This window comes from Erythrobacter sp. (assembly GCF_030066995.1).
Lineage (GTDB): Bacteria > Pseudomonadota > Alphaproteobacteria > Sphingomonadales > Sphingomonadaceae > Erythrobacter.
Genome location: NZ_JASJAP010000001.1, coordinates 688,049 through 700,703 on the forward strand (window position 1 = coordinate 688,049; position 12,655 = coordinate 700,703).

Sequence of the window (12,655 nt, forward strand, 5' to 3'; positions counted from 1 at the left end):
GGCGCTCTCATCGGCGCTCTCGTCGGCGTTCGCATCGGCGTTCGCATCGGCGTTCGCATCGGCGTCTGCATCGATGATTTCGACAGCATCGACAGCACCGACAGAATCGATAGGGGCATGAGCGCAGGGGTCATGACGTGATCGCGGCCTCCGACAGGGGGAGACACTCACCCGAGCGATCGGCGCCGGGTCCGTAATGTTCCCCTGTTGCCTAACTTTGTAACGTCAGTCAGTCGCTTTGGCTTTACGGGCAAATACGTGGGGCGCCGGAAAATCGGTCCTAAAGGTCCGTTCTGGTTGCTTTTTTTCGATGCGCTCCCGCCGGTTCGGCGCGCCCTTCGTCGCTCTAGCAGGAGGCGCCGGGGCCCGGGCCGCATCGCGGCGCAATTGGTGAATGGCGGCGTCCAGATGCGCGGCCGCTTTCAACGCGCCGATCCGGTCCAATTCGATCAACTGGCCTTCCAGAGTGTGAAGGATACGCGTGCGAAGTCCATCTGCGCCGTGTGCAGGGCCGTTTGCAGGGCCGTTTGCAGGGCCGTTTGCAGGGGCGTTTGCAGGGGCGTGTGCCGGTTTGCCGTTTTCCAAGGTCGAGTTCCTGAAGCCGTTATGCGCCGCGCCCTCGTGATCGGGGCGCTTGTGATCCCAGAGCCAAAACCCCTCCCAAACGGACCGTTTTGAATCGTGTCCAAAGCGTTTCGGCGGCCTCCGGTATCACCCCTAAGCCTGTCGTAAAGCTATAGAGGGAAACTACGTAGTCGGCGGCCAAACGACCGAGATCGTCGGTGCATCGAAGCGCGGGCGATTAACCGAAGCGCTCGACCAGCTTGAGCAGCGCAATCGCCGCCTTCGCCGCTTCGCCGCCCTTGTCCTTCTGGGCCGGGTCGGCGCGGACCAGCGCCTGCTGTTCGTTTTCGGTGGTAAGGATGCCGTTGCCGATGGGAATGCCGTCCATGGTCAGCGCCATGATCGCGCGCGCGCTTTCGCCTGCGACGATTTCGAAATGGTAGGTTTCTCCCCGGATAACCACGCCGATGGCGACGAACGCGTCGAAATCCCCGCTCTCGGCAGCGAGCGCGATGGCGCCGGGCACTTCCAGCGCGCCGGGCACCGTCAGCACCTTGGCCTCGTGTCCGGCGGCTTCTATGGCCGCCTTTGCGCCGGCGATGAGCATGTCGTTGAGGTGCGCGTAAAATCGCGCTTCGACGATGAGGAAGCGGGCCATGGTCTCTTGTGTCCTTCAGGCGATGGATTTGAAATCGGTGATGGTGATGCCGTAGCCTTCGAGCGCGACCAGATCGGGGCGCGAATTGGACAGGAGCACCATGTCGTGGACGCCCAGATCCGCCAGGATTTGCGAGCCGATGCCGATATTGCGGATCTCCTCGTCCTTGGTCCAGTCGCCGCCTGTGCCCACGCGCGTGGTGAGGATGACGATGACGCCCGAGCCGTGCTCGCCGATCGCGCTCATCGCACGCTGGAGCGTGTTCTGACGCGGGCCCGGGGCACCGAGCACGTCGTCGAACACGGAGATGGGATGGACGCGGGCGAGGGTGGGCTCGCCTTCGATCACGCGGCCCTTTTGCAGCACATAGGCCTCTTCGTTCGCGATGCGATCGCGATAGGTGATGAGCCGCCAGTGGCCACCGTAATCGCTCTCGAACCCGCTTTCGCCGAGCCGCTCGACCAGATGATCGTTGCGCATGCGGTAGGCGATGAGATCGCGGATGGTGCCGATCTTGAGATCGTGCAGGCGGGCAAAGCGGACCAGGTCGTCGAGCCGCGCCATCGTGCCGTCCTCGTTCATGATCTCGCAGATCACCCCCGAGGGATTGAGGCCGGCGAGGCGCGAGATGTCCACCGCCGCCTCGGTATGCCCGGCGCGCACCAGCGTACCGCCGTCGCGCGCGGAGAGGGGGAAGACATGGCCGGGTGTGACGATATCGTCGGCGCCCTTGGTTGCGTCGATCGCGACCGCGACGGTGCGCGCGCGGTCGGCGGCCGAGATGCCGGTGGTGACGCCTTCCTTCGCTTCGATCGAGATCGTGAAGGCGGTCTGCATCGCTTCTGTGTTGTTGCGGCTCATCGGCTCAAGGCCGAGCGCATCGACGCGCGCGCGGTCGAGCGCGAGGCAGATGAGCCCGCGGCCATGGGTCGCCATGAAATTGATCGCGGCGGGCGTTGCCATTTGCGCAGGGATGATGAGATCGCCCTCGTTCTCGCGATCCTCGTCATCGACCAGGATGTACATCTTGCCGTTGCGCGCCTCGTCGATGATTTCCTCGATCCCGACCAGAACGGGGCGCTCATCGTTGGAATTGAGGAAGGCTTCGAGCTTCTGGAGGGTTTCGGCGGTCGGGTTCCAGTCATCCTGCGCCGCGTCGCGCAGGGTGTTGGCGTGGAGGCCGGCGGCGCGGGCGAGACCGGCGCGGGTCATCTCGCCGCTGGTAACGAGGTCGCGCACGCGCTCTATGGTCGATGGTGTGACAGTTGATGTGTTCATGCAGGCTCAATATCACATTTCAATGTGATTGCAAGGCGAGGCGCGGCGCCCCTCAAGCGGTGTTTGATCAACTAACTCCGAGCCGCGTGGGCTTAATCCCATGCCAATGTCGTTCAACAGGACGATTGTGGGGCTGGTGGACGCCCCAGCGAATGGGAGCGTGCGGTGCACAGGGTGTTGCCGCTGAGCGCTGCGCAAGCGATACCGATCCCCTGTCACGAGCCACGATCAGGCCGCCAGAGCCTGCGCGCTGCTCGTTCATGCAAGGCAACAAGGCACGGCGCCGGGCGAACCACGTAGGTTTCCGCATATAGGCGAAGCCGTCCACCAGGTACCCAAAGCGCGGGAGCGAGGCGATGGAATTGTTCGATTTTTCCTGGTCGGAACTGCTTCCCTTCATAGCCATCGGGTTCCTGGCCCAGCTGATCGATGGCGCGCTTGGAATGGCGTTTGGGGCGGTCACGACCACACTTCTGGTCGGGTTCATGGGCGTGCCGCCGGCGCTGGCCTCCTTCAAGGTTCACGTCATCAAGGTCCTCACCAGCGGGGTGTCGGGCATCAGCCACGCCGTCGCCGGGAACTTCCACAAGCGCCTCTTTGTGATGATCCTGCTTCCCGGCGTTCTGGGCGGAGTAGTCGGCGCGTATGGACTGACCCAGGTGGATGGCGAGGTGATCAAACCTTTCGTTTTTGCCTATCTTTGCCTTCTGGGCATGCTGCTCGTCTTCAAGGGGGCGAAAGGCAGGCTTCGGCGCCGCGCACCAAGAGGGCTTTTGCCGCTCGGGTTTGTGGGCGGGGTGCTGGACGCGGTTGGGGGAGGGGGATGGGGTCCTGTCGTGAGCTCCGGCCTGATGCTGCAGGGCACCGAGCCTCGCAAAGTGGTGGGCTCGGTGAACAGCGCGGAATTCTTTGTGGCGATCGCCATTTCAGGGGCATTTCTGGGGCAGTTCGGGTTCGAGCAGCTGGCGGGCGCGACCATGGGTCTTTTGATCGGGGGCGTGCTCGCCGCTCCTTTGGGAGCCCTTGTGGCAAAATATGTGCCGGCGCCGACCATGCTTGTACTCGTCGGCGTCGTCCTGACCGCGACGACCGGGTACTGGTTGATCGACAGCGTTTTGTGACGGCCTTCGCGGAACTCCTCGATGCGGGAGGCTATCGACGAGACCGCGCTCCCGCACGGTGCGCAAGCGCTCGGGCCGCGTTGAAATCGATCACAGGCGATGGCGCGCGCTGGTCTGCGCGATCAGATCGTGCGCTTCGGCGACCAGCGGCGCCGAGATGTCGATCCGATTGCTTGGGTGCGCCACGCTGTTGCAGCTGATCAGTCCCGCAAAGCCGCTCGACTTGACCACCTTGTCTGGCAGTTTCTCGGCAAGCGCGTGGACCGCAATGTAGATCGCTGGAGCCCCGGCCTGTTGCGAGATCAGTTTGATGATCTCGGCCATCGTCCCGCCGCTCGAGACGATGTCGTCAATCACGACGGGTGTCATATCGGGCGTCAAACCCTCAAGCAGACCTGTGATCTGTACATCCCGATCTCCAAATCGCCGCTTTTCGAGTACGGCGCACGGCGCACCCACGTGATTGGCGACCCGCTCGATCCATGGCGCGCTTTCGCTGTCGGGACCGACCAGGAAGGGGTTTTGGACATGGGCCTTTATCCAGTCCCCGATCGGGCCCGACGCCACCGCCGCGCGCGCCGGGATCGAATACACGTCGCCAAGCCTCGCAATCCGATGCAGGTGCGGTTCGAGCGTGACCAGCCAGTCGAAGTGGCGCGAAAGAATCTTCGCAAAGCTGTAAGCCGAGACGGCCTCACCCGGACGGAACGCTCGATCCTGTCGCATATAGGCCAGATAGGGCGCAATCAGGCCCACCTGGTGAGCGCCTTGCTGGCGGGCCGCATCGGCCGCGAGCAGCAGCGGCACTGTGCGTTCATCGGGTCGGTCCAGGCTGCACAGGAAGACGACCGCGCGATTATCGACGGCCGTTTCGAGCCGAACGCAGGATTCCCCATCGGGGAAACGTCGATGCTCCAGGATACCGCGATCCATATCGCCTCTGGCGCAGACATTGTCGCTTAGATCATCAACGGCATGGAGCGGGAACAGCAGCGGCTTCACCTCACGCGCTCCTCGATCAGATCGGTGTTCGCCCGGTAGTAATCGAGCGCGTATTCGAGCTCGCCGATGCTCTCGCCATGAAGCGTGATGAGCCGCTGCCCCACCTCCACCGGATCACCGATATTGACGTGCAGCTCAACCCCGGCGGCGGGAGATCTTGGCGCTCCGGCGAGCTTTGCGAGGCGAGCGAGGCGGCGATTGTCGACGGCCACTATGCGTCCGCTGCGCTCGGATTCTATGGCGTGCTGGAACGCCGCTGTCTTGGGTCTTCGAAACCCGCCCTGCGCCTCGCAGATCGCGACGAACTTCGCCATCGCGCGGCCATCGTCAAGGATCGCTGTGGCGGTTTCCCTGCCTTTTCCCGGCGCACAAGCGCCGCCCATTTCGAGGATCGCCGCGGCGAGGCCCAATCCTCGCTGTCGCAGCTCAAGGGGCGCATCGCGATCGCATTCCAGCACGGCAAGAACATCGCGCGCCTCCAGAGCCGGGCCGATGCCATCGCCGACCGGTTGCAGGCCATCGGAAATGACCGGCTCAACATAGAGGCCGAAGGCGGCTCCGACGTCCTTCATGAATGCGGTGAGTTCCTCCGCATCCGCGTTCGATCTGACCTTGGCGGTCGGTCCCACGGGCATGTCGATCAAGACATGGGTCGATCCGGCGGCGATTTTCTTGGAAATCACCGATGCAACCATTTGCGAGGTGCAGTCGAGCTCCAGTTCGCGCTCCACGCGGATCACGAGATCGTCGGCCGGAGAAAGCTCAACTCCGCCTCCCCAGACCATGCAACCGCCTTCCATTTCGACGACTTTGCGCATTTCATCGCTGTTGAGATCGACACGGGTCATCGTGGCGATGGTGTCCGCCGTGCCTGCTGGTGACGTGATGGCCCGCGAAGAGGTCTTCGGAATGGTGAGACCGGCGGCTGCAACGATGGACACGACAATCGGCGTTGTCCGGTTGCCGGGCAGGCCGCCAACGCAATGTTTGTCGACGACAACTTCGCTCGGCCACGCCAGGCGGTCGCCGATCGCCACCATTGCGCGCGTCAGGGCCACGATTTCGCTGGTTTCCGGGGACTGGCTGGCGAGAGCGGCGATAAACGCGGATATCTGCACATCGGACAGCCGCCCTTCGACGATGTCGCGAAAGATCGCTGTCGCGCCCCTGGCATCCATCCTGTGGCCATAGACCTTGCTGCGCAGCGGCCCCATCGAGTCAAGGCTGCGCGGGTGATGCAAGGTAACGCTGTCGCCCGGGCCTAACCCCAGCTTGCGCCAAACGGTTTCCGAAAGGCCGATCTCATCGATGGCAACGACAGCGTTCTCGACTTGATACAGCCGCGCAATTGCTTGCCGATCCTTGTGCCGCAGTTCGACCCTTGCGCGCTCGGTCAGGCCTTCGGACCGGGCCACGGTGCAGCTCTGGTTGACGATCGCGATGGTTTCACGCTGAGTGTGCAATCTCAATCGCTTGGCCTTGAGCGGTACAAGCTCTCGCGGGCTATCCAGATCAAGGCTTGGGGAAGACACCATCCTCACAGCTCTACCCGTTCGCGATGCTCCGGAACTCGCGCCGTCCAGCCAAATTGCTCGGCTATCTTCAGTCGGAACTGATCGGCCGATTGGGCTTCGCCGTGGACGACGAAGCATTCCTTCGGGGGCTGCGTGAAGCCGCTCAGCCAGCGCAGCAATTCGTGCTGGTCCGCATGGGCGGAGAGCATGTCGAGGGAGACGACCTCTGCCCTGACCGGCACGTACTGGCCATGGATCTTGATGGCCTCGGCTCCTCTCAGCAGAGCCGCACCCCTGGTCCCGCCCGCCTGGTATCCAGCCATCACGATTGTGCTGCGGTGATCGGGAGCGTAGCGCTTGAGTCGGTGAAGGATACGCCCGCCGGTCACCATACCGCTGGCGGAGATGATGATTTTCGAACCCGGTTCGGTGTCGAGCCGCTTGGAATGCTCGACGTCGCGTGTGTAGATCACATCGTCCCAGGCATCGCGGCATTGCGCGGCGCTGAGACGGTGGTCATCGGCGTGTTGGCAAAACAGATCGGTTGCGCTGCACGCCATCGGACTGTCGAGATAGACCGGCACATCGGGGAGAACTCCGCGCTGACGCAGGGCGTTGATGTGGTAAAGCAACGCCTGCGCGCGCCCCACGGCGAAAGACGGGATGATGACGCTGCCGCCGCGCGCGATCGTCCGCGTGATGATGCTCTCCAGTTCTTGTTGCGGTGAGAGATCGGGGTGGAGGCGGTCGCCATAGGTGGATTCGACCAGGAGATAATCCGCCTGCGGCACCGGCTCGGGATCGAACATCAGCGGATCGCCGTAACGACCGAGATCGCCCGAGAAGACGATGCGTTCGCCATCCACTTCCATCTCGACGGTGGCCGCGCCCAGGATATGACCGGCGTAGCGGAACTTTACCGAGCAATCGGCTGTCACCCGGATCCGTTCTCCAAAGGGTTGGGGCGCAAACGACTTCAACGAATGCAGCGCATCGGCCCTTGTGTAGAGCGGCAGGGCGGGGTTATGCTTGCTGAGGCCGCGGCGATTGGCATAACGCGCGTCCGCTTCCAGCAAATAGCCGCTATCGGGATGGAGCAACCGACACAGAGCGCGCGTTCCCTTGGTGCAGATGACCTTGCCGGCAAATCCGTTTTTCACCAGCAGCGGCAAATAGCCCGAGTGATCGAGATGCGCGTGGGTCAGAACCACAGCGTCGATGCTTTGCGGATCCACCGGCAAGGGGTTCCAATTGCGCGACCGGAGCACCTTGTACCCCTGAAACAGGCCACAATCCACCAGCACCTTGCTGCGCTCCGTCTCCACAAGGAACTTCGATCCGGTGACTGTGTCAGCGGCACCAAGAAAAGTCAGATGAACGATAACCCGCCTCCCGCCAGCAAACTTCGCTGTCTTCGATGCTCAGTTCAAACGACCCCGTGCAGCGGCGCCTATCCGTAAATGCCCGAGTGTCCGTCTCCCCAAGAGACTGCCTCCCCGACAGACTGCGCGCCTTCGCCTCCGGTATCAATGGTGAGGTTGTCGCCGGTCAGTCGGGCGCTCGCGCGCCGCTGTCCATTTTCGCGTCTTCGCCCACACCCGCGGCAAAGGCGATACGCAGCAAGTCGGACAGGTTGGAGACTTTCAGCTTTCTCATGAGGTTGGCGCGGTGGATCTCGACAGTGCGCGGGCTGATCTCGAGATCGAAGCCGATCGTCTTGTTGGGGTGCCCCTTCGTCAACCCGACGAGCACATCATACTCGCGCTTCGTCAGCCGGTTGACCAGCAGCTCCGCCTCTTTGCGTCGTTTGCTCTTTTCGCCGGACCTGTCGAGCTGATCGAACGCCTCGCCAACAGCCTCGAGCATGGTTTCCTTCGCGAAGGGTTTTTCGACAAAATCGACCGCCCCGTTCTTCATTGCGCGCACGGCGACGTCTACGTCACCGTGTCCGGTCATCACCACAACCGGAAAGGGTAGCCCGCGTTCGCGCAGCTCCGTCTGGACCTCCAACCCGTCGATCTCGGGCATCTGGATATCGAGCAGCACGCAGCCACGATCCAGCGAGCGCGCGTCTTTCAGGAATTCGACGCCATCGACATAGGGTTCGACCTTGTGACCGGAGGTCTTGAGCATGAAGCCGACCGATCGACGGACTGACTCATCGTCATCCACAAGGTAGATAGGATAGTCACTACTCGTCATTGCCGGTCTCCGCGAGTGGGACGGTGAAATGGAAGGCGGTGCCTCCTAGCGCAGAGGGTTCTGCCCATATCTTGCCGTTATGCGATTGGACGATGGAGTGGCAGATCGACAATCCAATTCCCATTCCGTTCTGCTTGGTCCCATTGAAGGGATGAAACAAGCGTTCGGCGACAGTCTGATCGAGGCCCGGGCCGCTGTCCATGACTGACACCATTGCAAAGCCGTCGCTGGTCTTTTGCGTTCGCACTCGCAATTGCCGGTGTCGGGATTCGAGCATGGCTTCGAGCGCATTGCGGATCAGGTTGTGCATGACCTGCTGGATCTGCACCGGATCAACGATAACTTCATCCGCCTCGCGATCGATCTCGGTCTCAAAATCGACGCCTTTCCCATCGCCGTTCATAAGCGCAAGCGCGGAGGCTTCCTGGATAATGCGACGAAGGCTTGCGATTTGGCGTTCGGTTTCACCGCGCTTGATGAAATCGCGCAGGCGGTGAACGATTTGCCCCGCTCGCAACGCCTCGGCTGCGCATTCGTCGAGCGCTTCGCGAACCAACTCGATGGTTTCCGGAGTGGGATCACTCAAGAGGTCGCGGGCCGAATGCGCGTAATTGGCAACAGCGGTCAGCGGTTGGTTCAATTCATGGGCCAGAGACGTGGCAAGCGAGCCCATCGACGAAATGCGAGAGACATGGGCAAGTTCGCTTTGCAGCTTGTGCAGTTCGCGTTCGGTTTGATGGCTTTCCGTGAGATCGCGTATGTAAGCGACGAAGCCGCGCTGCTCTCCGAAATCGAGAACGCCAATCGATAATCGGATCGGAAAGGTGCTGCCGTCACGATGCCTGGCTGTGGTAACACGGTCAGTGCCAACAACTCTGGCCTCACCGGTTTTCTTGGATCGATCGATGCACCAGTCGTGTCCTTCACGATCGGGCGATTGCATCAGCAGGTATACGCTCTCGCCGACGACGTCTGCCTCGCAGTAGCCGAACATCTGCTCCGAGCCGGTGCTGAACGCTACAATGTTTGCGTCTTCGTCCGAAATCACCATAGCGTCCGGTACGGTGTCGATGAGTGTATGAAGCTCTTCTGCGCTTCGCTCGGAAGTAAACGATTTCAGACTCATTCTTCTGATGGAATTCTCGGTCACCGCATCCTCCGTCGGCTCGCGAAAGTAAGTCCGTCCAGTCTTACGCTCTTACGGCAATTACGGATATTTAGCGAGTCACTACTCGGCGCGTTGCTGACCGGTGACCAGCGTAGCCATTTGTGGCGCCCCATCGATGGTCGTATAGGCGATGAGAAGCCAAGCGGATGAGTGAGCGGTCGACCGGACAACACTGCTGCGCAACAGCTGGCTACGAAGGCCGGACATACCGGACGAAGACGCGCCCGCATTACACGATCACCAAGGGCAGCGGCATCTTCATTTCTGCGGCTCGCCTGTCCGACAAGCCGGCGCGCGGAGACACGATACAAGGCGGGATAAGCTGGGTTTTGCTCGACTGCGCCGCCCGCTATGTAGAGGCAATGGGACTTACAAAGATCGCGCCGCTGTAATGCGCTCGGCAAAAGGAAGGGTTTGTCCTTGAGCGAGAGTTGGGCTTCACGATCCGTCCGTGTCCAAGCGAATCCGATCCGGTTTTCGCACAAGAGGCGGTCTGAACGGTGCCCTAAGCGATGACCAAGACGGATTTCGCCTGGCACGCAGTAAGCGCTGAGCAGGCTCTTTCGGAACTGGGCTCTGGAGAGGGTGGGATTACCGAGGCGCAGGCCGACGCTCGTCTTGCTCAATTCGGACCCAACCGGCTGCCCGAGGCGCGGATGCTCGGGCCGCTTCAAATATTCCTCCAACAGTTTCGCAGCCCGCTCATATATCTTCTTGTTGTCGCCGGAGTTCTCTCGCTGGTGCTCGGTGATCGCTGGGATGCGATGTTCATTTTCGGCGTCCTTCTGCTCAACGCCGCGATCGGAGCTTTCCAGGAACTGAAGGCCGATGCGAGCGCACGCGCGCTGCGATCTCTCGTGCCCCACGCCGCCCGTGTTAGAAGGAGCGGCGTTACGAGAGATATTGCATCCGAAGATATCGTGCCGGGCGACGTGGTGGAATTGGAAAGCGGCGTATCGGTCATTGCCGATATGCGGCTGATCGAATCCGCCGGGGTCGAGGTCGATGAGTCGACCTTTTCCGGCGAATCCATGCCCGTGACAAAGCGGGCGGACGAAAAACTCTCCGAGCAAACCCTGGTCGCCGACCGCACCAACATGCTTCACGCGGGCACATCGGTGGTCGAGGGAAGGGCGCTGGCGGTGGTCACGCAGACGGGCGCTGCATCGCAACTGGGCCACATCGATCGCACCCTTGCCCAGGCGGCGAGAAGCGCTGAGGCGATCCCGCTTGTGCGCCGAATGGCCGTACTCGCTCGTCAGATTGCAATTCTTGCGATGGCGCTAATCCTGGTGCTGGGGGCTTTGCTTGCGGTGGAAGGGCAGGGGTGGCGGGAGATAGTGCTACTCGCGATCGCGCTGGCTGTTGCGGCCATCCCGGAAGGACTCCCGATCGCTGTCACGGTTGCGCTCTCGGCTGCGGCCAGCCGAATGGCGCGGCGCAAGGTAATCGTGAGGGCACTTCCAGCGGTCGAAGGATTGGGCGCCTGCACCCTGATCGCCAGCGACAAGACCGGCACCCTTACGGTCAATCGATTGACGGTTGAGCAGGTCGCGCTGCCGGACGCCACTGGAATTGCGCGAGCCGACTGGCTGTCTGATAGTGTCGACCACGCGCTATCGCGACTGGCCGAGGCGGCAGGTCTATGCAACGAAGCTAAGCTCGGCGCGCTTGGAAGCCCTGTAGGCGATGCAGTCGACGTGGCCTTGCTGGATTTCGCGCGCGAAAACGGAACCGATGTCAAGCGCTTGGTCGAAGCTGATCGTTTGTCGATTGTCCCTTACGAGCCTGCGCTTCGATACGCAGCGGTCGAGGCCGAGTTCGGCTCGCAAGTTCGCACGGTTGTAAAAGGCGCGCCGGAAACCGTGCTTGCGATGTGCAGGAATATGGACCGGGACGCGCTGCCGATCGCCGACAAGCTTGCGAAGGAAGGATACCGGGTCCTCGCCCTTGCCGAACGGCAGCAGCAAAACGGCGACGGTCACCTTCACGATCACTTGCACGATCTTGAGCTTCTCGGCTTTGTTGGTTTGACCGATCCGCTGCGCCATGGAGTAGTCGAAGCGGTCGCCAAGTGCCGCGAAGCCGGTGTCGCAGTCGCGATGATAACCGGCGATCACCCCGCCACCGCGCTTGCCATCGCACGCCAGCTTGGGATGGACGCCGACGAAGGCGATGTGGTGACCGGCGAGCAGTTGCAAACGCTGCCCGAAGACAGCGAGGCCTTCACAAGCCGCGTACTCTCTGGTCGGGTTTTCGCGCGTACGGAACCCGCGCAAAAGCTCGCGATCGTAAAGGCGCTGGAGGAAGCTGGCCACACGGTCGCAGTCACGGGCGACGGCGTCAACGACGGACCGGCGCTGCGTATGGCGGATATCGGTATCGCAATGGGGCGCGGCGGCACCGATGTCGCCCGCGGCGCCTCCGATCTGGTGCTCGCCGACGACAACTTCGCAACCATTGTCGCCGGGATCGAAGAGGGTCGCGTCACCTTCGTCAACATCCGCAAGATCGTGCTGTTCATGCTTGCGACGGGCGCAGCGGAAATCCTCATGTTCCTGCTGGCGATCTCGCTTGGCTTGCCGATGCCGCTCACGCCCGTGCAACTGCTCTGGCTAAATCTCGTGACCAATGGTGTGCTCGACGTGACCCTTGGCTTCGGGCGCGGGGATGGAGACGAACTCAAGCATCCCCCGAAGCGCAAGCTGGCGTCGCTCCTTGATCGCGATGCCCTGGTTCTGATGATGCCGGGAGCGGTTCTGATGACCGCGATTGCCGTGTGGGTGCTGCATGATCGGATCGCGCTTGGAATGTCGATCGAGGATGCCCGCAATCACGTGCTTTTGATGGTTGTGACGTTCCAGATCGCCTTCCTGCTCAGCATCCGAAACCTGACGCTGCCCTTCTGGCGCTGGCACGCGCCTGAGAATGGCTGGATGTTCGTCGGGATGGGCGTTGCCATCTTGCTGCAAATCGCCGCGATGAATGTCCCGCTTTTGCAGAGTTTTCTCGATACGGATCGGGTCGCGCCGAGCTTTCTCTTGCTGTGCTTCGGTGCGGCGCTCGCGGTGCTCTTGGCGACCGAACTTGCCAAATTTGGTCTGAGGCGCTGATTTCCGGTTCCCAGGGCTGCCGAGCGGTGCCAGTG

At 61.9% G+C, this 12,655-nt stretch carries 11 protein-coding genes; 3 read left to right on the forward strand and 8 right to left on the reverse strand.

Annotation, left to right across the window (positions count from 1 at the left end; genetic code table 11):
- Positions 1-225: 225 nt before the first annotated feature.
- From QNI87_RS03320 to ribB, 3 genes are all read right to left on the reverse strand, one after another.
- Positions 226-453: a hypothetical protein gene (locus QNI87_RS03320; protein WP_300593921.1), complete on the reverse strand. Its 228-nt coding sequence runs from the start codon at positions 451-453 to the stop codon at positions 226-228.
- Between the two features lie 349 nt (positions 454-802).
- A complete protein-coding gene (gene ribH / locus QNI87_RS03325; RefSeq protein WP_300593924.1) occupies positions 803-1,222 on the reverse strand; it encodes a 6,7-dimethyl-8-ribityllumazine synthase in 420 nt (139 codons plus the stop codon).
- Between the two features lie 15 nt (positions 1,223-1,237).
- Positions 1,238-2,500, reverse strand: a complete 1,263-nt coding sequence (gene ribB / locus QNI87_RS03330) for a 3,4-dihydroxy-2-butanone-4-phosphate synthase (RefSeq protein ID WP_300593927.1) — start codon at positions 2,498-2,500, stop codon at positions 1,238-1,240.
- A gap of 356 nt (positions 2,501-2,856) precedes the next feature.
- Between ribB and QNI87_RS03335 the strand changes: the two genes are divergently transcribed.
- The gene (locus tag QNI87_RS03335; RefSeq protein ID WP_300593928.1) at positions 2,857-3,621 is read left to right on the forward strand and encodes a sulfite exporter TauE/SafE family protein; all 765 of its coding nucleotides are present in this window, start codon (positions 2,857-2,859) and stop codon (positions 3,619-3,621) included.
- Positions 3,622-3,711: 90 nt separating this feature from the next.
- On the opposite strand, the gene QNI87_RS03340 is transcribed toward QNI87_RS03335, so the two are convergent.
- The 5 genes from QNI87_RS03340 to QNI87_RS03360 form a co-directional block, all read right to left on the reverse strand.
- A complete protein-coding gene (locus QNI87_RS03340; RefSeq protein WP_300593931.1) occupies positions 3,712-4,623 on the reverse strand; it encodes a ribose-phosphate diphosphokinase in 912 nt (303 codons plus the stop codon).
- Positions 4,620-6,158 (reverse strand): thymidine phosphorylase family protein, encoded by a 1,539-nt coding sequence (locus QNI87_RS03345; RefSeq protein WP_300593934.1) that lies wholly within the window; start codon positions 6,156-6,158, stop codon positions 4,620-4,622. The genes QNI87_RS03340 and QNI87_RS03345 overlap by 4 nt, the downstream gene beginning before the upstream one ends.
- A gap of 2 nt (positions 6,159-6,160) precedes the next feature.
- Entirely contained in the window at positions 6,161-7,519 is a 1,359-nt protein-coding gene (locus tag QNI87_RS03350; RefSeq protein ID WP_300595298.1) for an MBL fold metallo-hydrolase, read from the reverse strand.
- A 166-nt stretch (positions 7,520-7,685) separates the two neighbouring features.
- Positions 7,686-8,339: a response regulator gene (locus QNI87_RS03355; RefSeq protein WP_300593936.1), complete on the reverse strand. Its 654-nt coding sequence runs from the start codon at positions 8,337-8,339 to the stop codon at positions 7,686-7,688.
- The gene (locus QNI87_RS03360) at positions 8,329-9,465 is read right to left on the reverse strand and encodes a PAS domain-containing sensor histidine kinase (protein ID WP_300593939.1); all 1,137 of its coding nucleotides are present in this window, start codon (positions 9,463-9,465) and stop codon (positions 8,329-8,331) included. The genes QNI87_RS03355 and QNI87_RS03360 overlap by 11 nt, the downstream gene beginning before the upstream one ends.
- A 188-nt stretch (positions 9,466-9,653) precedes the next feature.
- Here QNI87_RS03360 and QNI87_RS03365 point away from each other — a divergent pair, with 188 nt between their 5' ends.
- Both QNI87_RS03365 and QNI87_RS03370 read left to right on the forward strand, forming a co-directional pair.
- A complete protein-coding gene (locus QNI87_RS03365) occupies positions 9,654-9,899 on the forward strand; it encodes a hypothetical protein (RefSeq protein ID WP_300593941.1) in 246 nt (81 codons plus the stop codon).
- A 120-nt stretch (positions 9,900-10,019) separates the two neighbouring features.
- On the forward strand, positions 10,020-12,620 hold the full coding sequence (locus QNI87_RS03370) for an HAD-IC family P-type ATPase (RefSeq protein ID WP_300593944.1): 2,601 nt from the start codon (positions 10,020-10,022) through the stop codon (positions 12,618-12,620).
- The last annotated feature ends 35 nt before the right edge of the window (positions 12,621-12,655 follow it).